Below are 25,348 nucleotides of genomic sequence, written 5' to 3'. Positions count from 1 at the left end.
CGGGTGATGCTGAGAGGCCCTCACGATATGGGAGGATCGAACAGATCAGCTGTCCCGCCCCGACCCGCCCGCGGCAGCCGGTCGGAGACGGGGAGCCACGTGAGCAGCGACGATCAGCCGGCGGCCGTCAGGCCCCTCTTCGGCCGTGAACGCGCCCGCGAGACCGTGCTGCTCGTCGCCCACCGTGCGATGGACCGCGGCGGCGCCGTCCTCGTCACCGGAGAGGCTGGTCTCGGCAAGACGACCCTGCTCACCGACGTCGCCGAGCGGCTGGACGGCTGGACCGTCCTGCGCGTGCACGCCGACTCGTTCGAGTCCGACCTCGCCTACGCCACCGTCGAGACGCTGGTGCGCGGCCTCAACAGCATCAGCGGCGCCGGCATCCGGCCTCCCGCACCCGGCGACGACCCCCTGACCGTCGGGCGCCTGCTCCTCGACGCGATCGATGGAGTGTCCGGGCCCGTGTGCCTGATCGTCGACGACTCGCAGTGGGTCGACGAGCCCTCCGCCCGCGCCCTGCGCTTCGTGGTCCGCCGGCTGACCGACCAGGGCTTCCTGTTCGCCGCGGCCACCCGGCCGCAGCCGAACAGCGTCGTCGCCCTGTTCGACGATGTGGCCGCCTCGACGGTCAACCACGCCCGGGTCGAGCTCACGCCCCTGACCGTCGCGGACACCCAGGACCTCGCCCAACACCTCCTCGGCCACGCGATCTCGCGGCGCACGGCCACGCGCCTCACCGAGGCGACCCAGGGCTCTCCCCTGCTGCTGAGCGTGCTGCTCGGCCAGCTGCGCGACACGTTCGCGCAGGCGCTGCACCCCGCCGGCTGGGACCTCCCGGTCGCCGCCATCACCCCGCTCTCCACCGCCATCTCCTCCGCCCTCGAAGGCGCCGATCCGGCCGTGCGCACCGCCGCCGAGATCGTCGCCGTGCTCCGCGACCCGCTCCCGATGCCCGTCGTCGGGACGATCGCCGACCGGCTCGGGGTCTCCGCCGACGTGCACGGCGCCGTCTCCCGCGGGCTGGTACTCGCCTCCCCCCGCGACGGGGTCCTCTGGGTGGAGCCGGCGCACGCCATCCTCGCCGACGCGCTGGCCGCCGACCTCACGCTCGACCGCCGTGTCGCGGTCCACCGCATCGCCTCCGAGGTGCTGACCGGGCACCGCGCACTCCGTCACCGGGTGGAGGCCGCCGACCGCACCGACCCGACCCTCGTCGACGAGCTGCTCACCGCCGCCCTCGACGCCGCCGAGCTCGGCCGGGCCGAGCAGGCGCTCAGCTACGCGCGCTCGGCCGTGCACCTGGCGACCGGGGCGGAGCGCGACCGCGCGCTGCTGGAGATCGGGCTGCTCGCGATGCGGTTCCGCATGCACGAGCGCGTGCTCGACCTGCGCGACGCGATCGAGGCCATCGCACCGTCTCCCGTGCGCGACGCCGTGCTGCTCGAGCTGCGCACCCTCTCCCGCGACGCCCCCGGCGCTCTGGCGCTCGGCCTCGCGCTGGAGGCCGCCCCGGCGACCACCCCCGACGAGCGCGCCATCCGCACCCACGTGGCCGAAGCGCTGCCGAAGGTCTACATGGCGATGGGCGACTTCGCCTCCGTGCTCGACCACCTCGACCGCGCACGCGAGCTGATCGCCGACTGCCCGAGGCCCGAGGAGGTCGCCGACCCGGCGCTGCGCTGGATGGCGCATCCCGAGGAGCACCTCGTGCGCCTCCTGGGCTGGGCGCTCAACTCCGCCGCCCACGCCCGCCGGCCCGACCTCTACGGACCCCTGACGCTGGAGCTCGACGACCTCCTGTCCCGCCACGAGTCGCCGGCGGCGGTGGACGCCCTGGTCTCACGCTCGCGGGTGTCCGTGCTGGGCGGCGACATCGAGCGCGCCAGGATGGATCTCAGTGCCGCGAACGACCTCGTCCGCCGGTTCCCGTCGAGCTGGACGGCCGGCTTCGCCCGCACGATCTTCGCCCACATCCTCTTCCTCGTCGGCGAATGGGAGGAGTCGGTCACGCTCGCCGACACCGCGGTCGCCCTCGCTCTCGACGAGACGGACCTGTCCTGCTGGCCGATCGCGCTCTGGGCGTCGGCGCTCGTCCGCGCGGGCCGCGGCGAGACGGAGGCCGTCGAGGAGCGTCTGCGTGCGGCGGCGCAGGCCGATCCGCGCATCACCGGTTCGTACGACGGCGACCTGCCGTTCATCGCCCGGGCCGAGCTGGCCCGCGCGACCGGGCGCCCGGAGGACCAGCTCGCGGCGACCGCCGACGCCGAGAAGGCGGCCACCCGCGCCTCCACCCTCGGCTGGCTCACCTACCGGGTCGACGCGCTCGCCGCCCTCGGTCGCCCCGCCGACGCCCGCGCCGCCTACGACGGATGCACGGAGCCTGGGCTATGGAGGCCGTACTACGGCTCCCTGCGCTGGCTGGAGGGCCGGGTGCTGGAGGCGGAGGGCAGCACCGAGGACGCGGTCGCCGCGTACCTCGACAGCATCGACGACCCCGCCGCCGCCCCGTTCCCCTTCCCGCGCGCCGTCGCCTCCCTCGACGCTGCCCGGCTGCTCGTCGGCTCCCGCGCCGACGACGACCGCGCGACCCGACTGCTGAGCGACGCCGCGGCGACGTTCCGCCGTCTGGGCGCGTCCGGCTACCTCTCCCGCTGCGCGCACCTCCTCGACGCGCTCCAGGTCGCGGCGCCGGCGACCGAGGCCGCCGACCCCCTCGCGGCTTTGACGACGCGCGAGCGGCAGGTCGCCCACGCCCTCGCCGCCGGCATGACCAACAAGGAGATCGCCGAGCGGCTCTACGTCTCGGTGACGACCGTCAACTTCCACGTCCGCAACATCCTGTCGAAGCTGGGCCTGCGTTCGCGTCGCGACCTGCGCAGCCTCGGCATCGCCCGCCGCCGCCCCGCGCGCACGGGCAGCAGCAGCGCCGTCCGCGGGTGACCCGTCAACTCTTGACGGTTTCCGCCCGTACCCCTGGTTCGAGGGTCGTCACGTCGTTAGGTTGAGGGGACCCGGGATGCCCGGCCCGGGTGCATGGAAACGTTTCCGTCCGACGAATCGTCTCAACCCGACATGCGCCCGTCCGGGCATCCTCGGGCGCTGCGACGCCCGGTCAGTCCCCCATGATGCGCGCGCCGTGGACCGGACCGGTGGCCCGAACGGCCGTGATCCGGGAGGCGCTCAGCGCGATCTGCAGGTCGAGTGCCGAGTCGAGGTCGGCCGCGAGGAAGGCGACCGTCGGGCCGGAGCCCGACACCATCCCGGCGAGGGCGCCGTTCAGCTCGCCCAGCTCCAGCACGTCGGCGATCGGCGGGGCGAGGTGGATGGCCGGGGCCTGCAGGTCGTTGGCGAGCGCCTCGGCGAGCATGACCGGGTCTCCAGCGCGCAGGGCCTGCAGCACCTGGGCGTCGACGCTCGGGGTGAGCTGGGCGGGCGCGATGTCGCGCGCGTGCCGTTCCCGGTGCCGGTCGAGCTCGCTGTACACCTGCGGCGTGCTGAGCTCGGTCTCGGGCAGCGCGAGCACCCAGTGGAAGGTGCCGGTCGCCAGGGCCGGGCTGAGCCGGTCCCCGCGCCCGGTGCCGATCGCGGTGCCGCCGACGAGCGCGAACGGCACGTCGGCGCCGAGGCGCGCGGCCAGCGCGAGCAGCTCGTCACGGCCGACGTCGGTCCCCCAGAGCGCGTCGCAGGCCACGAGGGTCGCGGCGGCATCGGCGGAACCGCCGCCCATCCCGCCGGCGATCGGGACGCGCTTGTCGATGCGCAGCCGGACGCCGCCGGTGTACCCCGTGCGCTTCGCGAGCAGCTTGGCCGCCTTGATGGCGAGGTTCGAGCCGTCGGTGCGGAGGCCGCTGGTGTCGATCGGCCCACCGAAGCTGACCGAGAAGTCGTCGGCGGGATACGCGCGGACGTCCTCGTACAGCGACACCGCCTGGTAGGCGGTCGCGACGTCGTGGTAGCCGTCGTCCATGACCGCGCCGACCCGCATGAAGACGTTGATCTTGCCGGGTGCCCGCACGTGCACGGCATCCCCGCTCCACCCGCGTTCGCGCTCGACCATGCCTCAAACCTACAGGGGTGCGACGGGGTCTCCGAGCACCCGCCCGGTGGATCCGTTCAGGCGCGCGCGGCGCCCAGGCGCGCGAAGTCGTCGAACGACAGCTGCTCGCCGCGGAGGGACGGGGAGAGCCCGGCGGCCTCCAGCGCGTCGGCGGCCGAGGTCGGGTCGCCGTAGACGCGGGAGAGCGACTGGCGGAGCGTCTTGCGGCGCTGCTGGAACGCCGCGTCGACGAGCTCGAACGTGCGCTTGCGCAGCTCCTCGTCGCCGGGCGGCGTCGCGTGGCGATCGAAGGCGACCAGCACGGAGTCGACGTTCGGGATCGGCCAGAAGATCTGCCGGCTGACGTTGCCGGCGGTCCGCCAGACGCCGTACCAGGCGGCCTTCACGCTCGGCGCGCCGTACACCTTCGAACCCGGCTGGGCCGCGATGCGGTGACCGACCTCGGCCTGCACCATGACGACTCCCGAGCGCAGCGACGGGAAGTGCTCCAGCAGGTGCAGCAGCACGGGCACGGAGACGTTGTACGGGAGGTTGGCCACCAGCCGGTCCGGCGGCTCCGGGAGCTCGGTGATCGCCAGCGCGTCGCGGTGCACGACGGTGAGGCGCTCGGCGGCGCCGGCCGCCATCTGCGCGACCGTCTCGGGGAGCTGAGCGGCCAGCCGGCCGTCGATCTCCACCGCGACCACGCGGGCGCCCGCCTCGAGGAGGCCGAGCGTCAGCGAGCCCAGTCCCGGACCGACCTCGACGACCACATCCCCCGCCTCGACCTCGCCGACGCGGACGATGCGGCGGACGGTGTTGCCGTCGATGACGAAGTTCTGGCCGAGCTTCTTGGTCGGCGTGACGTCCAGCAACTCGGCCAGGTCGCGGATCTCGGCCGGGCCGAGCAGGCGCAGGTCGCTCACGCGATGCGCCCGATCGGCGTGGTCGGCGGGGCCGAGACCGGTTCGCTGTCCCAGCGGCCGTAGACGAGCTCGGTGTTCGAGTTGATCTGCGCGGCGAGCGTGGAGGGGTCGGTGTCGATCGTCTCGGCCATCGCGCGCAGCGTGAGCGGGATGAGGTACGGCGCGTTCGGGCGGCCGCGGTAGGGCGACGGCGTGAGGAACGGTGCGTCGGTCTCGACCATGATGAGGTCGCGCGGAGCCGAGCGCAGGGCCTCCCGGAGCGCGGGCGCGTTCTTGAAGGTCACCGTGCCGGCGAACGACATGTACCAGCCGTTCTCGGCGCAGATGCGCGCGAGCTCGACGTCGCCGGAGAAGCAGTGGAAGACGGTGCGCTCGGGGGCGCCGACGCGCTTGAGCGTGGCGACGACCTCGGCGTGGGCGTCGCGGTCGTGGATCTGCAGGGCGATCCCGTGCCGCTTCGCGATCTCGATGTGGGCCTCGAAGGAGCGGAACTGCGCGTCGCGGCGCGGTCCCTCCTCGGTGCGGTAGAAGTCCAGGCCGGTCTCCCCGACGGCGCGCACGCGCGGGCGACCGGCCAGCTCGTCGATCACGGCCAGGGCGTCGTCCAATTCGCCGCGCTCGGCGTAGTCCGGCGCATCGTTCGGGTGCAGCGCGACGGCGGCGAGCATCCGCGGCTCGACGGCCGCCATCTCCGCCGACCACCGGGAGGTCTCGACGTCGTTGCCGACCTGGACCACGCCGCGCACGCCCACGCTCGACGCCCGGTCGAGCTGCTCGCGGTAGTCGAGCGGGTCGTCGCCGTCGGCGATCTCGAGGTGCGTGTGGTTGTCGTAGACGGGGACGACCAGCGCCTCCGGGAGCGGCGGGTAGGCCAGGTCGCGGCCGTCGGTGACGTGCCGCTGCCGGATGAACGCCGGGTCGGTCATGCTCCCGGCACCGCGTCCGCGTCGATCCGGGGGAACAGCGCCTCCAGCCCGTTGACGGTCGTGCCGGGCGGGAGCTGGCCCCAGTCGCCCGCGCGCCGCAGCGGCTGCGCGGTCACCGCCCCGAGCTCGCCCTCGGCACCGAGCGCCTCCCACAGCTTCGTCGTCGCCTGCGGGACGACCGGCGAGAGCAGCACGGCGAGGGCGCGCAGGCCCTCCGCCGCCGTGTAGAGCACCGTGCCGAGACGCTCGCGCTGCGCGTCGTCCTTGGCGAGGCTCCACGGCTCCTGGAGGGTGATGTAGCCGTTCAGCTCGTCGACGACCGTCCACACCGCGGTGAGGGCGTCGTGGATCGCGAGCCGCTCGATCGCCGCGTCGGCGTTCGCCGTCGCCTCTGCGACCGTGCGCTGCACGCGCAGGTCGGCATCGGAGTACTCGCCGGCGGCCGGCACCACGCCCTCGAAGTAACGGGTGACCATCGCGATCACACGGGAGGCCAGGTTGCCGAAGCCGTTGGCGAGCTCCGCCTGGTAGCGGGCCGCGAGGTCCTCCCAGCTGAACGAGCCGTCCTGGCCGAAGTTGATCGCGCGCATGAAGTAGTACCGGAACGCGTCCGAGCCGAACGTGTCCGTGATCTGGGTCGGGGCGATGCCGGTGAGCTTCGACTTGGACATCTTCTCGCCGCCGACGAGCAGCCAGCCGTGGCCGTACACGCGGTGCGGGACGTCGACGCCCGCGGCCATCAGCATCGCGGGCCAGATCACCGCGTGGAAGCGCAGGATGTCCTTGCCGACGATGTGGGTGGCGGGCCAGCGGCGGTCGAAGTTCTCCGGGTCCTGGCCGTAGCCGACCGCGGTCGCGTAGTTGAGCAGCGCGTCGAACCACACGTAGACGACATGCGACTCGTCCCACGGCACCTTGATGCCCCAGTCGAAGCTGGAGCGGGAGATCGAGAGGTCGCTGAGGCCCTGCCGCACGAAGCTGACGACCTCGTTTCGGGCCGACTCCGGCTGGACGAACTCCGGCCGCTCCTCGTAGAGGGCGAGCAGCTTGTCCGCGAACTGGCTCATCCGGAAGAAGTAGTTCTTCTCCTGCAGCAGCTCCAGCGGCTTCGAGTGGATGGCGCAGACCTTCTGGCCTTCGTACTCGCCCGTGCCGTCGACGATCTCGCTCTGCGGCTTGAACTCCTCGCAGCCGACGCAGTACAGCGCCTCGTACTCGCCCGCGTAGATGAAGCCGTCGTCGTACAGCTTCTGGAGGAACTTCTGCACGTTGGCCTCGTGGCGCTCGTCCGTGGTGCGGATGAAGTCGTCGTTGGCGATGTCGATGGTCTTCAGCAGCGGCAGCCACTCGTTGGTCACCAGGCGGTCCGCCCACTCCTTCGGGGTGGTGCCGTTGGCGGTCGCGGTGCGCAGGATCTTCTGGCCGTGCTCGTCCGTCCCGGTCAGCAGCCAGGTGTCGTCGCCGGCCTGGCGGTGCCAGCGCGCGAGCACGTCCGCGGCGACCTCCGTGTAGGCGTGGCCGATGTGCGGGACATCGTTCACGTAGAAGATCGGCGTGGTGATGTAGAACGAAGAGCCGTCGGACATGCTGACCATCCTACGGGCGCGGGGGGCCTGTCTCGATTCTGTTACCGCGACAGCGGCGCGACCGTGTTCAGCGCCATTCCCAGCTCAGGAGGTCACGCAACGCGCGGACGGCCTCCGGCGCGAGGCCGCCCGACTCCGCGGCGACGGCGGCGGCCTGCCTGTCCGCCCAGGTCAGGAGGTCGCGAGCCGTTTCGTCCGGCCGGATCGCGTCGAGCCGATGGATGACCGCTTCGACCCGGGCGCGCAGTTCCGGGTCGGGGACGCGCTCGGGATGGCGGCCGGGGAGGGCCGAGCCCTCGTCCCGGATGTAGGCGACGATCGCCGCGCTCAGTCGACGATCCATCAGCGGAGATTGAGGAAGCCCCAGCGCCAGCCGAGCGCCTCCACGGCGGTGGGTCCGAGGTACGGGAGGAGGACGCGGAGGCGCTGGTGGAGACGCTCCCGAAGCTCCGTGTCGAAGGGGGCGACCTCGTCGAAGGTGATGGTGTCGGAGACCCGGGCCGCCTCCTTCGCCGCGTTCAGGAGAGCGGTGCCCATGGTGGGGCTCAGGGCGAGGACCGCCTCCTGATCACTTGTCGGGAACTTCCCCCGCCCGAAGCCGGTGAAGGCGACGACGGCGTCATCGAGGTTCACCTCGAACTCCGCCCACAGTCGGCGGATCTCGTCACCGGCTGCCACGTCACGGGCCCGCTGGTCCGGGTCCATCGGTGGACGGGGTGCGCGCGCCTCCTGGAGCTTCTCCCCGGCATGGCCGCGACCCTGGCGACGAGTTCTTTGTACTTCACGACCGGGACCCCGTCCCCCGCCTACGACCGGGGCTCGGCCCGGAGGACGGTGCCCTGGATCTCACTGGGAGCGAGGGAGGTGATCTGCCAGTCGATCCCGCGGCCGAGCAGCAGGACGCCGGCGCCGGATTCGCCCGGTCCGGGCGGCGTGTACAGCGCTGGGGTGCCCTTCGTGACGCGGAGGATCAGCGTGGTGGGGGCGTCGATCCGCGTCTGGCCCGTCAGGAAGGTCGAGGTCAGGAAGGTGGGCTCGTGCACCACCGTCCCGACCACGGCCCCGGCGGGGAGGGTCGCGGGATCGTAGGCGAGCGCGACGAGGACATCCTCGGGAGCGGTGCGCACATGCGTGGCCTCATCGAGGGCGGCGATGCGTGCCTGGATCTCGGGAGTGGGGCGGGCCTGGCCGCGCAGGACGGCATCGATCTCGTCGCGCGTGGGGGCGGGGATGGCGACTCTCCGTTCGGCGCGTGCGGAGCGAGACGACTCCTGAGCGCGACGACGGGCGACATCTGGGTTCAGTCGAGCGAATACGGCGTCCGTGCTCTCGAACTGCTCCGTCGTCGGCGAAATGCTCCCGGCGCCGTCCGGCCCCTTCGCCCCGAGAAGGGTCCGAAAGAGGTCGGCCGCGGGCACACCTTTTTCCGCGCCACTGTTGATCAGGCCGGTCCAGTATCGGGAACCGCCGTTCACATAGTCCTCGTGCTCGTACGACAGAGTCAGAGCGAGGACGTCCTGAGCGGGGTCGAGCGCCGTCACCAGATACCCCATCAGGTGACCGTCTCGGAGAACAGGCGCGGCCAGAACCGGCTCCGCCGAGCGCCATTCGTAACGGCGAGGCCCTCCCACGACGTTGAGTTCGAGGTCGAAGTCTTTCCAACTCATGGGATCATCTCTCCGTAGACATGCCACTGACCATCGATGAGTTCAGAGCTCTTCGCCTCCCATCGCAGCCCCCGGCCGAGGAGCAGCTCGCGCTCGCTCCCTCCGAATTCCGATATCGACTCTACCCACGCAGCAGGAGTTCCCCGCGGCACCTCCAAGTGCAGGATCGCATCCTTATCGGCGAATGCCGGTGCGGGTCCGCCCAACGAGGTCGAGAGGTACGACGGTTCCGTGACGATCTGGCCGTCGACGTTTCCTGGCTCGAAACTCCAATGCGACGTTCCCGTTCCCCGGGTCACCTCGACCGTCTCAGTCAGCGCTCGCTTCTGCAGAGTCTCGTCAATGGCACGGATGTGGTCCTCAAGATTCGCGGGATACGGCGGACCGTTGCGGAGCGCACCGTTGATGTCTTTGTAGGTGACCCCGCTCAAGCCGGGCACCTCTCGCGTGTAGTCGCGGACTGCGGCATCCTGCTCAGGCGTCAGCTCGTCCTTCAGACCACGCCAGTGCTCACGCCCATAGGCCACGGCGTCGTCATCGTTGGCAAATCGGTGGACCTGCGGTACTGCATCCCCCTCACGCCCCAGCCCACGACCGGCTCCACCCTTCCCACCCTTCAGCACCGACGCGAACAGGTCGTCGGCCTGGCGCAGGAGGCCGCGCAGCTCGTCGAGGAGCTTCGAGAGCGCCTTGACCGAGCGCACGAGGGCGGTCATCTTGGAGCCGATCTTCGCGACCCAGGAGGCGACGCGGGTCGAGACCTGCTCGACGATCCACGGTGTCGCGAGTCCCAGGGTGAGCACGGCCTCCGACGCCCACGAGATCGCCGACCCGACGAGCTGGGAGAGCACATCGCGCACGATGTCGTGCACCACCTGCACGATCGTGGACGCGACGCTGAGCCCGGTCGCCATCGCGCCCGCCCAGGTCGCCGCGCCGTGCAGGTGCTGCGCCGAATCCTGCTGGAACCGCCGGTAGGCGTCCATCGCCTCGCCGGTCAGCTCGTCGACGTCGCCGAGGATGCGCGTGAGCTCGTCGCCCGACTGCTGCAGCTGCGTCTGGATGTTGGTCCAGGTCTGCGCCAAGGCCTGCACCTCGCCCGCGTCGCCGGTGAGGTCGTTGAACCATCCCTTGAGCGGCTCGAAGTGGTCGATCAACCAGCCCAGGCCGGCCGCGATGAGCGAGCCGAGAGGGTCCGAGACGGTCGCGATCGTGTCGGCGGCGGCCGAGAACGCGGCCATGCCGCCCTCGACCCAATCACCGGACTCGATGGCCGAGACGAGCTGCGAGCCGGAGTCGAGCAGGCCCGCGCCGCTGAACGGCGTCGCGGTGTCGACCGGGGCGGCGACGAGGGCATTCGTGGTCACCGGCGCGTCACCCCAGACCCTTCTCGAGCGCGCGCACCGCCTGGACGATGTCGTCCTCGACGGCGGCCATGTCCGTGGCGACCCCGCGGACCTCCCGCGCGCTGCGCGTCAGCATGCCTTCCGCAGCGCCGATCGCCGAGGCCGCCATCGACGCCGCGAGGGTCGCCGGCGGCACGAGGAAGGCGCAGATCACGCCGAAGGCGCCGCCGCCCATGTTCGTGGCGGCCGCCGCCTGCCTGGCCACCCCGACATCGGCCGCGACCCGCTCGACGCGTGCGGCGTGCGCGTGGATGAGCTCGGCATCCACGGCGATCTTCTTCGCCATCGCTACTCCCCCTTCAGCGCTGGATCTCAGTACTGGATCCGCGTCCCGTCGCCCGTTCCCCCGGCGGCTGGACGCGTCGACCGCTCGACCTCGTCGCGCAGGTGCGCCACGATACCGGACTCCTCGCCGAACGCCTCGCTCGCGAGCTCGACGGCCTTGGCTCCCGCCTGGCGCTGCGCGGCGTTCGCGGTCTCGACGATGAGCCGGCCGAGATCGCGCGGGGACAGCCGGTACGCGGCGTCGTTCACCTCCACGGCGACGAGCCGGCCGCTCGCACCCACGGTCACGGTGAGCTCCCGGCGGGGCGACGTCGCCGAACCGCGGAGCGCATCGATCTCCTGCCGGACCTCGCCGGCCCGGCGAGCACGTTCCTGCGCCTCGGCGATCTGCTCCTCGATCCGCGCAACGGCGAGATCGGCATCCGCATCGGCTGAGAAGAAGTCGGTCACCGGGTCAGCATAACCGCCAGGGCGGACCTCCTGTCCAGGAGCACCGCACGCACATACAGTGGTGGCGAGACGCGATCACCGTGTTGCCCGCACGATGATGGATCGACATCAGAGGAAGGCACCGGGATGAGGCCGCTGCGATACTCCATCAACGTCACGCTGGACGGCTCCGCGTCCCACGAGGTCGGGTTGCCGCCCGACGCCGAGTCGATGGCGTACTGGGCCGAGCAAATGGAGCAGGCGGACGCCCTGTTGTTCGGGCGCGTCACCTACGAGATGATGCAGTCGGCATGGCGGAAGCCCGCATCGGGCGCATGGCCCGACGGGATGCCGGACTGGCAGCTCCCCTTCGCCGAGGCGATCGACGGGGCGAAGAAGTACGTCGTGTCCGGCACCCTGAGCGAGGTCGACTGGAATGCCGAGCTGCTGGGCACCGACGTCGCCGAGGCCGTTCGACGGCTCAAGCAGGAACCCGGCGAGGGACTGTGGGTGGGTGGCGTGACCCTCCCAACCGCCCTGGCCGGGCTCGGGCTGATCGACGAGTACGAGTTCGTCGTGCAGCCGGTGCTCGCCGGACGCGGACCGACCCTGCTCGCGGGCCTGCCCGACAGCATCCAGCTCGACGCCGTGCACCGGCAGGAGTTCCGCTCGGGCGCGGTCGCCGTGCGGTATCGGCCGACTCCGGCCTGACCCCGCTGGGCGCGGGTGCCCCGGCGGACGGCCGTGGCGGACGATCCGGTCAGCGGCCCTTGCGCTCCAGCGCGGCCTGGTACAGATCCCGTCGGCCGAGACCGGTGGCCTCGGAGACCTCGGCGGCGGCGTCCTTGAGCCGCGTCCCGGCGGCGACGAGCGCGAGCACCTGCTCGAGGGCGGAGTCCGGATCGACGGAGCGAGCCGGGGCCCCGGCGACGACGACCGCGATCTCGCCGCGCACCCCGTCGGCCGCCCAGGCGGCGAGCTCGGCGGCGGTGCCCCGGCGCACCTCCTCGAAGAGCTTGGTGAGCTCGCGGCAGACGACGACGCGACGGTCGGCGCCGAGCTCCTCCGCCATCGCCGTGAGGGAGGCGGCGATGCGGTTGGGCGACTCGAAGAACACCATCGTGCGCGGCTCCGCGGCGAGCGCGCGCAGCGCCGAGGACCGCTCCCCCGGCTTGCGCGGGAGGAAGCCCTCGAAGGTGAAGCGGTCCGTCGGCAGCCCGGACACGGCGAGCGCCGTCAGCACCGCCGAGGGGCCGGGGAGCGCGGTCACGCCGACACCCGCCGCTGCGGCCGCCTCCACGAGGTGGAAGCCGGGGTCGGAGACGGTGGGCATCCCGGCGTCGGAGAGCACCACGACATCCTGTTCGCGGGCCAGCTCCACGAGCTCGCCGGCCCGGTCGCGCTCGTTGTGGTCGTGCAGGGCGATGAGCCGCGGGCGGTTCTCCACCCCGAGGCCCGCCAGGAGACGCTGTGCGACCCGGGTGTCCTCGGCGGCGACGATCGGCGCCGCCGACAGCACCTCGACGAGGCGGGCGGAGGCGTCGCCGAGGTTGCCGATGGGAGTCGCGGCCAGGATGATCATGTCCTCAGTCTGACAGGCGGCGCGGTCGGCGCCCTGCGAGTCCCGTCCCCGTACGATTGCCTGGTGAGTTCGCTTCCCGTGACCGATCCCGTCCCCGCGCACGTCGCGCCCGGGCCGATCGGCAGCCGCATCGACGACTGGTGGGCGCGCGTGCTGCGCACTCCGACCCGGCTGCGCATCTGGTACTGGGGGGCGCCGATCGGCGTCACCCTGCTCGCGGCGGTGCTCCGGCTCTGGGACCTCGGGTCCCCGCACTCCCTCGTCTTCGACGAGACGTTCTACGTCAAGGACTCCTGGTCGCTGCTCCACCTCGGCTACGAAGGCAGCTGGCCCGACAAGGCCGACCAGCAGTTCAACGCCGGCAATACGGACATCTTCACGTCGTCGCCGTCGTTCGTCGCGCATCCCCCGCTCGGCAAGTGGCTCATCGCGCTCGGGATGGCGACGACGGGCGCGGGCAACTCGTTCGGCTGGCGCGTGTCGACCGCGGTGGTCGGCATCCTCGCGGTGCTGGTGGTCTTCCTGATCGCCCGGGCCCTGTTCTCCTCGACCGTCATCGCAGCGATCGCGGGCTTCCTGATGGCGATCGACGGCCACGCGATCGTGATGAGCCGGGTGGCCCTGCTCGACAACTCGGTGATGTTCTTCGGCCTCCTGGCCTTCGGCTGCATCCTCCTGGACCGGCGATGGCATGCGACCCGGCTGGCGGCCGCCGTCTCAGCGGCGCGCTCGGCCGGCCGCGATCCGGCCTGGGGCCCGGTGCTCTGGTGGCGGCCCTGGCTGATCGCCGCGGGCATCCTGTGCGGCCTGTGCGCGGGGGTCAAGTGGAGCGGCTTCTACTTCCTCGCGTTCTTCGCCGTCTACACCGTGGTGGTGGATGCGGTGGCGCGCCGACGAGCCGGCCTCGCGTTCTACCTCAGCGGCGCGGCCCTCAAGCAGGGCCCGGCGACGTTCGTACTCATGGTCCCGATCGCGCTCGTCGTCTACATCTCGACGTGGACCGGCTGGATCGTCACGGACGGAGGCTATTACCGGCACTGGGCGGAGGCGACCCACCTCCAGTGGGGCGGCGCGCTGAGCTGGGTGCCGCTGTGGCTGCAGAACCTCTGGCACTACCAGACCGAGATGTACAACTACAGCATCAACCTGCACGTGCCGCACCCCTACCAGTCCAACCCGCTCACCTGGCTGTTCATGATCCGCCCGACGAGCATGTACTACGTCGGCACGACGCAGGGACAGGGCGGCTGCGACGTCTCGAGCTGCTCGGCGGCGATCACCTCCCTCGGCAACCCGCTCATCTGGTGGGCGGGCGCGGCGGCGGTGTTCTACCTGATCTACCGGCTGGCCCGGTACCGGGAGTGGCAGATCGGCCTCATCCTGACCGGCCTCGCCGCCGGCTACCTGCCGTGGCTGCTCTACATCAACCGCACGATCTTCCAGTTCTACTCGATCGCGTTCGAGCCGTACCTCATCCTGGGCCTCGCGGCCGCGATCGCGGTGGTGCTCGGCAGACGCACGGATCCCGCGCCACGACGGCGGCGCGGGATCGCCTGGGTCGCCGTCTTCCTCGGGGTGTCGGCCGTCCTGACCGCCTACTTCTGGCCGATCTGGACGGGCGAGCAGATCCCGTTCTGGTTCTGGCAGATGCACATGTGGTTGCCCAGCTGGGTGTAGCGCAGGGCCTCGGGATGCGTCCCTGACGACCGCTCACCCGTGGGCGCTGTCGGCAGGCGGGTGTAGACCGTGGGTATGACCGACGCGGAGCTGCCCGGCGATGACCGGCTCGACCATCTCGACCTCGTCTCCCTGCCCGGGAGCGAGCGACCGGAGCGCCCGGGCTTCCGAGCCCACGGTGCCCTGGACCCGGACGCGGTGGTGTCCGCGACCCTCGTGCTGCGCCGCCGGGCCGAACTCCCGGAGAGCGTGTTCACCGCGCGGCTGAGCCGGGACAAGCTCGCCGAGCAGTACGGCGCCGACCCAGCCGACGTGGAACTCGTCAGCACGACGCTGAGCGCGCTCGGCCTCTCGGTCGACGAAGCGGATGCCGCACGGCGAACCGTGCGGGTGAGCGGTCCGGCCCGGATCGTCGCGCGGGTCTTCGGGACGGACCTGGCACGCTCCGCGCGCGCCGACTCCGACGATGAGGCGGGGACTCCGTATCGGCAGCGTTCCGGCGGCCTCAGCATCCCGCGCGCGCTCGGCGGCGTGGTCACCGCCGTCCTCGGCCTCGACGACCGCCCGCAGGCGCGCGCACAGTTCCGCATCGCCCGGCCGGCCGCGGTGTCGGTCAGCTACACGCCTCCGGAGCTCGGCACCGTCTACGACTTCCCCGAGGGGACCGACGGCAGCGGGCAGACGATCGCGATCATCGAGCTCGGCGGCGGCTACGAGCAGGCCGACCTCGACGCGTACTTCGCGGGCCTCGGCCTCCCGACGCCGTCGGTGACGGCCGTCGGCGTGGATGGCGGCGCCAACCAGCCCGGAGCGGACCCGAACGGCGCCGACGGCGAGGTGATGCTCGACATCGAGGTCGCGGGAGCGCTCGCGCCCGGCGCCTCCCTCGTCGTGTACTTCGCCCCCAACACCGACGCCGGGTTCCTCGACGCGGTGACGACGGCGGCGCACGCCTCCCCCACCCCCGCCGCGATCAGCATCAGCTGGGGACAGGCCGAGGACCAGTGGACGGCGCAGGCCCGCACCGCGTTCGACGAGGCGCTGCAGGATGCGGCGGCGCTCGGCGCGACGACCACCGTCGCGGCCGGCGACGACGGCAGCAGCGACCGGGTGGGCGACGGCGCGGCGCACGTCGACTTCCCCGCCTCCTCCCCGCACGCCCTGGCCTGCGGCGGCACCCGGCTGGAGGCGAACGGCTCCACCGGCGCGGTCAGCAGCGAGACGGTGTGGAACAACGGCACGGGAGGCGGCGCGACCGGCGGTGGCGTGAGCGCGGTCTTCCCCCTGCCCTCGTGGCAAGGTGGCGTGGGCGTGCCTTCGGGTGCCGACGGCGCCGACGCCGGCGGCGGCGCGAACGGACCGGGTGGACGCGGCGTCCCCGATGTCTCGGCCGTCGCGGATCCCCAGACCGGCTACCGCGTGCGCGTGGACGGGAAGGACACCGTCATCGGCGGGACCAGCGCGGTCGCGCCGCTCTGGGCCGCCCTCGTCGCCCGGATCGTGCAGAAGACGGGACGCCCGCTCGGGTTGGCGCAGCCGGCGCTGTACGACTCGCTGCGCGCCGGGCAGGTGGCCGCGGGCTTCCGCGACATCACGCAGGGCGACAACGGGGCATACGCCGCGACGACGGGCTGGGACGCCTGCACCGGTCTGGGCGTTCCCGACGGCGCGCGGCTGCTCGGCGCCCTGTGACGGGCGGGCCCCCGGCTCAGTGGTCGACGAGCTTGAGGCCGACCACGCAGCCGACGAGGCCCAGGATGAGCAGCACCTTCACGAGCGAGAAGCCCTCGCCGCCGAAGATGGAGGCGTAGAGCACGGTCAGCGCGGCGCCGATCCCGACCCAGACGGCGTAGGCGGTGCCCGTCGAGATCTCGCGCATGGCGAAGGCGAGCCCGCCCATCGAGGCGACGAGCCCGACGCCGAAGATCACGGTCGGCCAGAGGCGGGTGAACCCCTCGGTCTTGCCGAGGGCGGTGGCCCAGACGGCCTCGAGCACACCGGAGAGGATGAGGACGATCCACGACATGACGACGGTCTCCCTGGCCAGTCTTGTCGCGCACCGGGTACTGAACCGTCGTCCGGGATCGCTCCCACGGCGATCTAGTACGAGTGTACCACAACGGGTCGGCAAGCCTCCGTGTCACTCTGTTACGTCTGTTACGCACGGCCTCCGGTCGCACCGGAACGGTCCGGTAGCGTGAGCGCATGGCAGATCGCGAATACGGTTTCCGCACGCGTGCGATCCACGCGGGCAACATCCCCGACCCCGTGACGGGAGCCCGCGCGCTGCCGATCTACCAGACCAGCGCATTCGTCTTCGACGACACCGCCGACGCCGCGGCGCGCTTCGCACTCCAGAAGTACGGCAACATCTACTCCCGCCTGGCGAACCCGACCGTCGCGTCGTTCGAGGAGCGCATCGCGAGCCTGGAGGGCGGACTCGGCGCCGTCGCGACCGCCTCGGGACTGAGCGCCCAGTACATCACCTTCGCCTCGCTCGCCGGCGCGGGCGACCACATCGTCGCCTCCGCCAACCTCTACGGCGGTTCGATCACCCAGCTCGACGTCACGCTGCGCCGGTTCGGCGTCGAGACGACGTTCATCCAGAGCTCCGACCCGGCCGACTACGCTGCCGCGATCACCGACAAGACGAAGGTCGTCTTCGCCGAGACCGTCGCGAACCCCTCCGGCGAGATCGCCGACATCGAGGGCCTCGCGGACGTCGCGCACGCCGCCGGCGTCCCGCTCGCGATCGACTCCACGATCGCCACCCCGTACCTCAACCGGCCGATCGAGTGGGGCGCCGACATCGTCATCCACTCGGCCACCAAGTTCCTCGGCGGCCACGGCACCACCCTCGGCGGCGTCGTGGTCGAGAGCGGCCGGTTCGATTGGCACTCGGAGCGCTTCCCCCTGTTCGCCGAACCGGTGCCGTCCTACGGCGGGCTGCAGTGGTCGGGCAACTTCGGCGAGTACGCGTTCCTGACCCGGCTGCGCGCCGAGCAGTTGCGCGACATCGGCCCGTCGCTCGCGCCGCACTCCGCCTTCCTGCTCGCGCAGGGTGTCGAGACCCTGCCGTACCGCATCCAGGCGCACGTCGACAACGCACGGAAGGTCGCGGAGTGGCTGGAGGCCGACCCGCGCATCGAGCACGTCTACTGGGCGGGGCTGCCGAACCACCCGCACCACGACCGGGCTCGCAAGTACCTCCCCGCCGGTGCGGGAAGCGTGTTCAGCTTCGTCGTGAAGGGCGGCCGCGCGGTCGGCCAGAAGCTCATCGAGTCGGTGAACCTGGCCAGCCACCTCGCCAACATCGGCGACGCCAAGACACTGGTCATCCATCCCGCCTCCACGACCCACGCGCAGCTCACGGAGCAGCAGCTGCTCGACGCGGGCGTGCTGCCCGGCGTCGTGCGCATCAGCGTCGGCATCGAAGACGCCGACGACATCATCTACGATCTCGATCAGGCCCTCACCGAGGCCGTCAAGGAGGCGTGAGCATGAGCGCGACCGACACCACCGAGGTCCAGCTCGTCAACGGACTGAGCTGCTCCCTCCCCGCCGACTCCCCGCTGGCGAAGCTGCTGAAGTCGCAGCGCACCTGGATCGGCCCCGACGCCAAGGAGCGTCTGAAGATCCTGCGCGCCGCGAAGTCCGTCGCCATCGTCGGCGCCTCGCCCAACCCGGCGCGGTCCAGCTACTTCGTCGGAACGTACCTGCAGCAGTCGAGCGACTTCCGCGTCTACTTCGTGAACCCCAACGCCGACACCATCCTCGGTCAGCCCGCGTACCCCGACCTCGCGTCGCTGCCCGAGGTGCCGGACATCGTGGACGTGTTCCGCAAGCCGAGCGATATCCCCGCCGTCATCGACGAGGCCATCGCGGTCGGCGCGCCGACGGTGTGGGTCCAGCTGGGCATCTGGAACCAGGAGGCCGCCGAGTACGGCGAGTCGAAGGGCCTCACGGTGGTCATGGACCGCTGCATCAAGATCGAGCACGCGCGCTTCCACGGCGGACTGCACTTGCTCGGCTTCGACACCGGCCAGATCACGGCGCGCAAGACGCTGCGCTGACGCGCGCCGCGTGCCGACATTCGTGCCGAATGTCGGGTATCGGCGGCGCTTTCGCGACGTTCGGCACGAACGTCGCGAGGGCTCACAACCCCGTCGCGAGGCGGACTCCCGCGCCGATCTGGCTCAGGAGGTAACCGGGCAGGTGACCGACGGGATACGGGTCGACGAAATCCCGATCCACGGGTCCGATCTGCGTCACCAGCGCCACCGAGTCCTTGTCGAGGCCCACCGCTTCGGCCGGGATCAGGACATTGCCGGGGAATCGTTCCAGCGCCGTATTCGACGTCAACGGGACCACCAGGACCGTGCTGATCGTCGAAGCGAGGAGCCAACCGTCCTGGATGACGACCGCGGGCCGGACCTTCGCGGGCTCCGAGCCGCGCGGATAGCCGAAGTCGACCCAGACGACGTCACCGCGCCCGATCACCAGTCGGCACCCTCGGCGGCCACCCGGGACGCCTCACGGGTGAAGAGGCCGTCGCCGGACGGCTGTCCCGCCTCGGCAATAGCGCTGTCGGCCAGGCGGGTGAGATCGCCGGCGCCCTCCAACTCGTCGGCGAGCCTCTGCCCGGCCAGGCGGTAGAACGCCGATCGGTTCAGTCCGTGCTGAGCGGCGACCTTCTCGAATCGCTCGAAGTCGCCGTCCGGGAGGGAGATCGCGGTCTTCATCCCCCGAGTATAACTCGTATAACCGCATACGCCCCCGCGACATTTGTGCCAAATGCGGGGTATCGCCGGCGCATTCGCGACATTTGGCACAAATCGCGGGCACCCCGCGAGCTCCCCCGAGGCCGCGGGCGTCAGGCGCGGGCGATGACGTGGAAGACGTGCCAGTGCTTGGGGCCCTCGAACGACATCCCGCGACGGTCGTCCTCGACGAGCTGGAGGACCTCCATGCCCGCGAGCATCCCGGTCACCCCGGCACGATCGTGGAAGTTCATCCCGGGACGGCCGAACCAGTCGTCGTGCGGGCCGAAGAACTCGCCCGCGAACAGGGCGCCGGGGCGCAGGGCGTCGCGGATGTCGGCCCAGACGTACGGGAACCGGTCCGCGTCGCAGAACGGCAGCGCGAAGCCGGCGTAGACGAAGTCGGCGGGGGGCAGGTCGCCGAGCGACTCGAACGGGGCCGAGCGCACGTCGAGCAGGGACGCCTGCTCGGGGCTGAGACCGACGACCACCCGCTCCTTCACCCCGGGGTCGGAGTCGATGGCCAGCACGCGCCAGCCCCGGGTCGCGAGATGCCGCGCCTCCACGCCGTCGCCGCAGCCGAGATCGATCGCGTCGCCAGGCTCACCGGGCCACGCGCCGAGTGCACTCGCGAACGTCGGGCGCACACTGCGGCCGCCCTGCTGCTCGTAGAACTGCGACCAGTCGAACGCCATGAGGCCGAGCCTACGCGCGTGCGCACCCGTCGCGCCCCCTCGGCTGGCTAAACTCGGCGAGTGGAGTCCGCGCCTTCGTCCCCCCGCGTCGCCGTCCTCGGCCCCGTGCGGGTGGAGGATCGCACCGGCACGCTGACCGAGCCCGCCGGAGCGCGCTCGAAGCGGCTCCTGGTCGCGCTGACGCTCGCGCACGGGCCGGTGTCGGTGTCGTCGCTCGTGGCGGACCTCTGGGACGACGCCCCGCCCCGGCAGGAGCGCGCCGCCCTCCAGACCCTTGTGTCGCGCCTCCGCACCTCCAGCGCCGACGGGCTGGTGGACTCCACCGCCGGCGGCTACGCGCTGGCGATCCCCGCCGAGCAGACCGACCTCGGGCTCGCCCGCAGCCACGCGGCATCGGCGCGCGACCTCCTCGCCGCCGGCGACGCGCGAGCAGCCGCGCGGGAGGCGACCGCCGCCCTCGACCTGTGGCGCGGCGATCCAGGGGCCGAGCTGGGCGACGTCCCGCTGGCCGACGACCTGGCCCGCACCGCCGCGGCACTCCGCGACGAGCTGCTGCTGGTGCGATCGCGTGCGCGACGGGCGGCCGCCGACCACGACGCCGCCCTCGACGATCTCGCCGCGCTGCTGCAGGCGCATCCGCTCGACGAGTCCCTCCAGCTCGAGCGGATGGCTACGCTCGCCGAGGCCGGGCGCCGGAGCGAGGCCCTCCTCGCGTTCGCCGAGCTCAAGGAGGCGCTGCTCGACCGTCTCGGCACGCGCCCCGGTCCCGAGCTGGTCGCGTTCAACGCCCGTCTGCTCGCGGAGGAAGACCAGCCCGAGCCGAGCACCACCAAGCAGGTCCGCATCGGTCTGCGGAGCGCTCCGAACGCGCTCCTCGGCCGCGAGTACGACCTGCAGGCGCTCGAGGACCTGATCGCCACCTCCCGCCTGACGACGATCCTCGGCGCCGGCGGCCTGGGCAAGACCCGGCTGGCGCAGGAGATCGGCCGCCGCGCGATCCACACCCCCTCCGTCGTCTTCGTGGAGCTGGCGAGCGTGCGCAGCGCGGAGGACATCGAGCTCGCGTTCGCCTCCACCCTCGGTATCCGGGAGGCGCGCAGCACCCGCTCCGGCGACCCGGGAGCGCTCGTCGACATCCACTCCCGCATCCTCGGCCTGCTCGCCGAACGCGAGACCCTGCTCATCGTCGACAACTGCGAGCACATCGTCGACGCGGCGGCGACGTACATCGCCGACATCCTCGACGCGACGACGACCGTCCGGGTGCTGGCCACCAGCCGCGCCCCGCTGGCGATCGGCGCCGAGCGCGTGTACCCCCTCGACTCGCTGCCGAGCGCGGGAGGCGGACCGGCCGTCGAGCTCTTCGTGGAGCGCGCGCGGGCGGCGCGCCCCGGGGTCGTGCTCCCGCTCGAGACGGTCGCCCGCCTCTGCGACCGGCTCGACGGCCTCCCGCTGGCCATCGAGCTCGCCGCCGCGCGCACCCGTTCGCTCTCCGTCGACGAGATCGAGCGGCGGCTCGGCAATCGTTTCGCCCTCCTGACCGGCGGCGAGCGCACGGCTCCCGAGCGGCACCGCACCCTCTTCGCCGTCATCGACTGGAGCTGGAATCTGCTTGCCGGTTCCGAGCAGGCGCTCCTGCGGCGACTCTCCGCGTTCCCCGACGGGTTCAGCGCCGAGGCGGCCGAGGCCGTCGCCGGGCCGGGCGCGAGCTCGGTGCTCGACGACCTCGACGCCCTGGTCGCCCAGTCCCTCGTGACGGTGACGGAGGACGCGACGACCGGCCTCCTGCGCTACCGCATGCTCGAGACCGTCCGCGAATTCGGCGACCGCGAGCTGGCCGAGGCCGGCGAAGGCGACGAGGTGCGCGACGGGATGGACGCGTGGGCGGTGGCCTTCGCCCACCGCGCGATGGAGCACATGCACGGCCCGGAGCTGGTGCAGACGTTCGGTCGCGTGACCGCCGAACAGGACAACCTGGTGGGCGTGCTGCGCTCCGCCATCGACGGCGGGCGCCCGGCCACCGTCGCCGCGGTGTTCGGTCTGCTCTCGTACTACTGGTCGCTGCGCAGCGCGCATTCCGAGGTGCTCGGCTTCGGTCCGACGGTGCTGGCCGCGCTGGCGGGGTGGGAGCCGGTCGACGGCGAGCGCGAGGACGCCGCCGTCTGCTTCACCATCATCGGCGGGACCTTCCTCTACGTCGACCTGCGCACATCGGTCCACGCGATCTCCCGCCTCAAGCGCCTCCGGCGGGAGCGGGACTTCGCCGATCCGCGCCTGAACGCCATGTCGAGCCTCATCACCGTCGCGGGCAAGGTCGAGCCCGGGATGCGGATGCTGGCCGAGTACGCCGCGTCGAGCGATCCCGAGGTCGCCGTGATGGGCAACCTCCTGCTGGCCCAGCTGCACGAGAACGCCGGCGAGCTGCAGCAGGGTCTTGTCGAGGCGCGCCGGTCGTACACGCAGGGCCTGGAGGTCGACGACGCGTGGTCGACCGCGTCGGCGGCGCAGGCGCTCGCGCAGCTCCACAGCCAGCTGGCGCACCCGGAGGAGGCGCTCCGCTGGGCTCAGCGCGCCCACGACGGGCTGGCGCCGCTGCAGGCGGCGGGCGACCTGCGGCAGCTCGACTGGCTGATCGCGATCAACTCCATCACCGTGGGCGACACCGTGCGCGGGCGCGAGCTGCTCGACACCTATCTGAGCGTTGAGGTCGACCGGACGGGCTTCGACTACGTCGACTACTACGGCATCGGCTACGGCGGCATGGCGGAGATCGCGCTCGCCGAGGGCGATCTGGCCGAGGGGCTGCGACGCTATGCGGAGGCCGTCGGCGTCTTCGTCGACGACGGCGCCGCCCAGCGCGAGACCCTCACCAACCCGTGGATGACGATGCTGGGGGCGGCCGAGCTGGTCGTGCACGTGCGCGCGCACGCCGCCGGGCCCGACGAGATCGAGCCGGGGACGCTGACGTGGGAGGCCACCGACGAGCTCGCCCGGCGCCTGCGGGTGCGTGTGCTCGTCTACACCCGGCTGAGCACGTGGTACGTCGACAAACCCGTGCTGGGCAGCGGCCTCCTGGGCTACGCCGTCTGGATGCTGGACCCGCACACCGCCGCCGCGCACGACGAGCAGTGGGTGACGGCCGGGCTCGAACTGGTCGGGCTGGCCACGCGGCTGAACTCCCGTCAGGACCTGGCGAGCATGCAGCGCGAGCGCCTCTCCGCTCCTATCGCGGCGGCCTGGGGTGCGGAGCGCCTCGCGGCCGCCGTGGCCGCGGCGTCCGGCCTCTCGCTCGACGAGGCCTCCGCCCGTGGCCTCGAGCTGCTGCGCTGGGCGAAGCCGGCCCGCTGAGCCGTTGAACCGGGCGCTGCGTCGAACGCCCGCATCCGCATCCGCATCCGCATCCGTGGAACGCGGAGCGGCCGCCGCACCCCTCCGCAGGGTGCGACGGCCGCTGTCCGCGAGCGCCGGGCCTAGGCCTTGCGCATGTACGCCCGGACGGTGAGCGGGGCGAAGACCGCCACGATCACGGCCGCGCCGAGCAGTGCCCACCAGCCGTCGGCCGGGAACGTGCCGTTGTTGGCGAGGTCCCGCACCGCCGTGACCAGGTGCGACACCGGGTTGATGTTCACGAAGGTCTGCAGCCAGTCCGGGAGGGTGCTCGACTGCACGAACGCGTTCGAGAAGAACGTGAGCGGGAAGAGCACCAGGAACGAGATCCCCTGGACCGAACCCGCGGTGCGGGCGATCACGCCGAAGAAGGCGAAGATCCAGCTGATCGCCCAGGCGCAGACGATGACCAGCAGGCCGGCCAGGATGACGAAGCCGATGCCCGCAGCGGGGCGCCAGCCCATGACGAACCCGGTGAGGAAGGTGATGGTCGTCGCGATCGCATAGCGCAGGGTGTCCGCGAGCAGCGCGCCCGAGAGTGGGGCGATGCGCGCGATCGGCATCGACTTGAACCGGTCGAACACGCCCTTGTCCATGTCCTCCCGCAGCTGCACGCCGGTGACGACGGAGGTCGTGATCACCGTCTGGGCGAGGATTCCGGGGATGAGGTAAGGCAGGTACGCGCTCACGCCGCCGGCGAGCGCGCCGCCGAACAGCAGGGCGAACATGATGGTGAAGATGATCGGCTGCAGCGTGACGTCGAACAGCTGCTCGGGCGTCCGCTTGATCTTCAGGAGGCCGCGGCGGGCCATGGTCAGGGTGTTGGCCAAGGTCTGGCGCACGCTGACGTGGTTCTTCAGGTTCCGCTCCGAGGGCGGTGTGATGGTGGCGATGGCGCTCATGCCCGGACTCCTTCTGCTGCTGCGGCCTTCTCGGTCTCGGTGGACTCCGCGTCCGCGTTCTCCTCTTCGACGCCGTGGCCCGTGAGGGTGAGGAACACCTCGTCGAGGGTCGGCTTCTGGACGGACATCTCCGCCAGGTGGATGCCCGCCTCGCGGAACGTGATGAACAGGTCGGTCACCGCGTCAGCGTCGCGCATCGGCGCGGTCAGGCGCGCTCCCTCGGGGGAGACGACCGCGTCGACGCCGAGCACCGTCGCGATCGCGCGGCGGGCGTCCTCCACGTCGGCCGCGTCGGCGAGGCGCAGCTGCAGCGAGGACTCGCCGACGGACGCCTTGAGCTCGTCGCTGGTGCCCTCGGCGACCACGCGGCCGCGGTCGATGACCGCGATCCGGTCGGCGAGCTGGTCGGCCTCGTCCAGGTACTGCGTGGTGAGCAGCACGGTGGAGCCGGTGGAGACGAGTCGCCGGATGGTGTCCCACATCTGCGAACGGGTGCGCGGGTCGAGGCCCGTGGTCGGCTCGTCGAGGAAGATCAGCGGCGGCTGCGCGATGAGGCTGGCGGCCAGGTCGAGCCGGCGGCGCATGCCGCCGGAGAACTTCTTGAGCGGGCGCTTGGCCGCGTCGGTGAGCCCGAACTCCTCGAGGAGCTCGGCGGTCTTGGCCTTGGCCTCCCGGCCGCTCAGCCCGAGCAGCCGGGCGAAGATCATGAGGTTCTCGTTGGCCGACAGCGTCTCGTCGACCGACGCGAACTGTGCCGTGACGCCGAGGAGCTGGCGCACGATCTGCTGCTCCTTGCGGATGTCGTGGCCGAAGATGGTGGCCTCGCCGGCATCCGGCTTCAGCAGGGTGGCGAGCATGGAGATGGTGGTGGTCTTGCCGGCGCCGTTCGGCCCCAGCACGCCGTAGACGGTGCCGGCGCGGACGTTCAGGTCGACGCCGTCCACCGCGCGGTTGTCGCCGAAGACCTTGACGAGCCCGTGGGCTTCGACCGCCCATTCGGAGCTGCGAGTCATGGTGGTCCTTCCTTTCGGATCGGTTGATGTCTCGATGCTGCCGCTGCCCGCTTGCACGGCCCTTACGCGCT

The 25,348-nt window shown here is 71.8% G+C and carries 24 protein-coding genes and 1 riboswitch; of the genes, 7 read left to right on the top strand and 17 right to left on the bottom strand.

Annotated features, from left to right (window positions below; translation table 11 throughout):
* The first annotated feature begins 99 nt into the window (after positions 1 to 99).
* Entirely contained in the window at positions 100 to 2,940 is a 2,841-nt protein-coding gene (locus HNR14_RS15255) for a helix-turn-helix transcriptional regulator (protein ID WP_343064506.1), read from the top strand.
* 172 nt (positions 2,941 to 3,112) lie between these two features.
* On the opposite strand, the gene HNR14_RS15250 is transcribed toward HNR14_RS15255, so the two are convergent.
* The 10 genes from HNR14_RS15250 to HNR14_RS15205 all read right to left on the bottom strand — a co-directional run bounded on the left by HNR14_RS15250 (position 3,113) and on the right by HNR14_RS15205 (position 11,282).
* On the bottom strand, positions 3,113 to 4,057 hold the full coding sequence (locus HNR14_RS15250; protein ID WP_179701711.1) for a 4-(cytidine 5'-diphospho)-2-C-methyl-D-erythritol kinase: 945 nt from the start codon (positions 4,055 to 4,057) through the stop codon (positions 3,113 to 3,115).
* A gap of 56 nt (positions 4,058 to 4,113) precedes the next feature.
* Entirely contained in the window at positions 4,114 to 4,962 is an 849-nt protein-coding gene (gene rsmA / locus HNR14_RS15245; RefSeq protein WP_179701710.1) for a 16S rRNA (adenine(1518)-N(6)/adenine(1519)-N(6))-dimethyltransferase RsmA, read from the bottom strand.
* Complete coding sequence (locus HNR14_RS15240; RefSeq protein WP_179701709.1) at positions 4,959 to 5,888, bottom strand: TatD family hydrolase; 930 nt, start codon at positions 5,886 to 5,888, stop codon at positions 4,959 to 4,961. Before HNR14_RS15240 ends, rsmA begins: the two co-directional genes overlap by 4 nt.
* Positions 5,885 to 7,474, bottom strand: coding sequence for a methionine--tRNA ligase (gene metG, locus HNR14_RS15235; protein ID WP_179701708.1), 1,590 nt, complete (start codon positions 7,472 to 7,474; stop codon positions 5,885 to 5,887). Before metG ends, HNR14_RS15240 begins: the two co-directional genes overlap by 4 nt.
* A gap of 67 nt (positions 7,475 to 7,541) precedes the next feature.
* Positions 7,542 to 7,817, bottom strand: coding sequence for a hypothetical protein (locus HNR14_RS15230; RefSeq protein ID WP_179701707.1), 276 nt, complete (start codon positions 7,815 to 7,817; stop codon positions 7,542 to 7,544).
* Entirely contained in the window at positions 7,817 to 8,152 is a 336-nt protein-coding gene (locus HNR14_RS15225) for a hypothetical protein (RefSeq protein WP_179701706.1), read from the bottom strand. Before HNR14_RS15225 ends, HNR14_RS15230 begins: the two co-directional genes overlap by 1 nt.
* 128 nt (positions 8,153 to 8,280) lie before the next feature.
* Positions 8,281 to 9,141 carry an ADP-ribosyltransferase family protein gene (locus tag HNR14_RS15220; protein ID WP_179701705.1) on the bottom strand — a complete coding sequence of 287 codons (861 nt, stop codon included), beginning with the start codon at positions 9,139 to 9,141 and terminating at the stop codon, positions 8,281 to 8,283.
* Positions 9,138 to 10,508 (bottom strand): ADP-ribosyltransferase, encoded by a 1,371-nt coding sequence (locus HNR14_RS21410; RefSeq protein ID WP_179701704.1) that lies wholly within the window; start codon positions 10,506 to 10,508, stop codon positions 9,138 to 9,140. Before HNR14_RS21410 ends, HNR14_RS15220 begins: the two co-directional genes overlap by 4 nt.
* A gap of 7 nt (positions 10,509 to 10,515) precedes the next feature.
* The gene (locus HNR14_RS15210; protein ID WP_021764252.1) at positions 10,516 to 10,833 is read right to left on the bottom strand and encodes a hypothetical protein; all 318 of its coding nucleotides are present in this window, start codon (positions 10,831 to 10,833) and stop codon (positions 10,516 to 10,518) included.
* A 26-nt stretch (positions 10,834 to 10,859) separates the two neighbouring features.
* The gene (locus HNR14_RS15205) at positions 10,860 to 11,282 is read right to left on the bottom strand and encodes a YbaB/EbfC family nucleoid-associated protein (protein ID WP_179701703.1); all 423 of its coding nucleotides are present in this window, start codon (positions 11,280 to 11,282) and stop codon (positions 10,860 to 10,862) included.
* A gap of 126 nt (positions 11,283 to 11,408) precedes the next feature.
* Here HNR14_RS15205 and HNR14_RS15200 point away from each other — a divergent pair, with 126 nt between their 5' ends.
* A complete protein-coding gene (locus HNR14_RS15200; protein ID WP_179701702.1) occupies positions 11,409 to 11,972 on the top strand; it encodes a dihydrofolate reductase family protein in 564 nt (187 codons plus the stop codon).
* A 49-nt stretch (positions 11,973 to 12,021) separates the two neighbouring features.
* Here HNR14_RS15200 and rsmI read toward each other — a convergent pair whose 3' ends face one another.
* Positions 12,022 to 12,843 (bottom strand): 16S rRNA (cytidine(1402)-2'-O)-methyltransferase, encoded by an 822-nt coding sequence (gene rsmI, locus HNR14_RS15195; RefSeq protein WP_179701701.1) that lies wholly within the window; start codon positions 12,841 to 12,843, stop codon positions 12,022 to 12,024.
* A 63-nt stretch (positions 12,844 to 12,906) separates the two neighbouring features.
* On the opposite strand from rsmI, the gene HNR14_RS15190 reads away from it, so the two are divergent.
* Together HNR14_RS15190 and HNR14_RS15185 are read left to right on the top strand one after the other, a co-directional pair.
* Positions 12,907 to 14,520, top strand: a complete 1,614-nt coding sequence (locus tag HNR14_RS15190) for a phospholipid carrier-dependent glycosyltransferase (protein ID WP_179701700.1) — start codon at positions 12,907 to 12,909, stop codon at positions 14,518 to 14,520.
* Positions 14,521 to 14,595: 75 nt separating this feature from the next.
* Entirely contained in the window at positions 14,596 to 16,212 is a 1,617-nt protein-coding gene (locus HNR14_RS15185; RefSeq protein ID WP_179701699.1) for a S53 family peptidase, read from the top strand.
* Between the two features lie 16 nt (positions 16,213 to 16,228).
* Here HNR14_RS15185 and HNR14_RS15180 read toward each other — a convergent pair whose 3' ends face one another.
* Complete coding sequence (locus HNR14_RS15180; protein WP_021759904.1) at positions 16,229 to 16,546, bottom strand: DMT family transporter; 318 nt, start codon at positions 16,544 to 16,546, stop codon at positions 16,229 to 16,231.
* 12 nt (positions 16,547 to 16,558) lie between these two features.
* A riboswitch (guanidine-III (ykkC-III) riboswitch) is annotated at positions 16,559 to 16,624 on the bottom strand.
* 101 nt (positions 16,625 to 16,725) lie between these two features.
* Between HNR14_RS15180 and HNR14_RS15175 the strand changes: the two genes are divergently transcribed.
* Positions 16,726 to 18,018 carry an O-acetylhomoserine aminocarboxypropyltransferase/cysteine synthase family protein gene (locus HNR14_RS15175; RefSeq protein WP_179701698.1) on the top strand — a complete coding sequence of 431 codons (1,293 nt, stop codon included), beginning with the start codon at positions 16,726 to 16,728 and terminating at the stop codon, positions 18,016 to 18,018.
* A 2-nt stretch (positions 18,019 to 18,020) separates the two neighbouring features.
* Entirely contained in the window at positions 18,021 to 18,593 is a 573-nt protein-coding gene (locus HNR14_RS15170) for a CoA-binding protein (protein WP_179701697.1), read from the top strand.
* An 82-nt stretch (positions 18,594 to 18,675) separates the two neighbouring features.
* On the opposite strand, the gene HNR14_RS15165 is transcribed toward HNR14_RS15170, so the two are convergent.
* The 3 genes from HNR14_RS15165 to HNR14_RS15155 form a co-directional block, all read right to left on the bottom strand.
* Positions 18,676 to 19,020 carry a type II toxin-antitoxin system PemK/MazF family toxin gene (locus HNR14_RS15165; RefSeq protein ID WP_179701696.1) on the bottom strand — a complete coding sequence of 115 codons (345 nt, stop codon included), beginning with the start codon at positions 19,018 to 19,020 and terminating at the stop codon, positions 18,676 to 18,678.
* The gene (locus HNR14_RS15160; protein WP_179701695.1) at positions 19,017 to 19,262 is read right to left on the bottom strand and encodes a CopG family transcriptional regulator; all 246 of its coding nucleotides are present in this window, start codon (positions 19,260 to 19,262) and stop codon (positions 19,017 to 19,019) included. The genes HNR14_RS15165 and HNR14_RS15160 overlap by 4 nt, the downstream gene beginning before the upstream one ends.
* A gap of 131 nt (positions 19,263 to 19,393) precedes the next feature.
* Positions 19,394 to 19,975, bottom strand: a complete 582-nt coding sequence (locus tag HNR14_RS15155; RefSeq protein WP_179701694.1) for a class I SAM-dependent methyltransferase — start codon at positions 19,973 to 19,975, stop codon at positions 19,394 to 19,396.
* A 60-nt stretch (positions 19,976 to 20,035) separates the two neighbouring features.
* Here HNR14_RS15155 and HNR14_RS15150 point away from each other — a divergent pair, with 60 nt between their 5' ends.
* On the top strand, positions 20,036 to 23,323 hold the full coding sequence (locus HNR14_RS15150) for a BTAD domain-containing putative transcriptional regulator (protein WP_179701693.1): 3,288 nt from the start codon (positions 20,036 to 20,038) through the stop codon (positions 23,321 to 23,323).
* A 122-nt stretch (positions 23,324 to 23,445) separates the two neighbouring features.
* On the opposite strand, the gene HNR14_RS15145 is transcribed toward HNR14_RS15150, so the two are convergent.
* Together HNR14_RS15145 and HNR14_RS15140 are read right to left on the bottom strand one after the other, a co-directional pair.
* Positions 23,446 to 24,264 (bottom strand): ABC transporter permease, encoded by an 819-nt coding sequence (locus tag HNR14_RS15145; RefSeq protein ID WP_021762459.1) that lies wholly within the window; start codon positions 24,262 to 24,264, stop codon positions 23,446 to 23,448.
* On the bottom strand, positions 24,261 to 25,277 hold the full coding sequence (locus HNR14_RS15140; RefSeq protein ID WP_179701692.1) for an ATP-binding cassette domain-containing protein: 1,017 nt from the start codon (positions 25,275 to 25,277) through the stop codon (positions 24,261 to 24,263). The genes HNR14_RS15145 and HNR14_RS15140 overlap by 4 nt, the downstream gene beginning before the upstream one ends.
* Positions 25,278 to 25,348: the final 71 nt, after the last annotated feature.

It is taken from the genome of Leifsonia naganoensis, assembly GCF_013410615.1.
GTDB lineage: Bacteria > Actinomycetota > Actinomycetes > Actinomycetales > Microbacteriaceae > Leifsonia > Leifsonia aquatica.
Note: the sequence above shows the minus strand (reverse complement) of the source record. Positions and strands in the feature narration are given on the sequence as shown.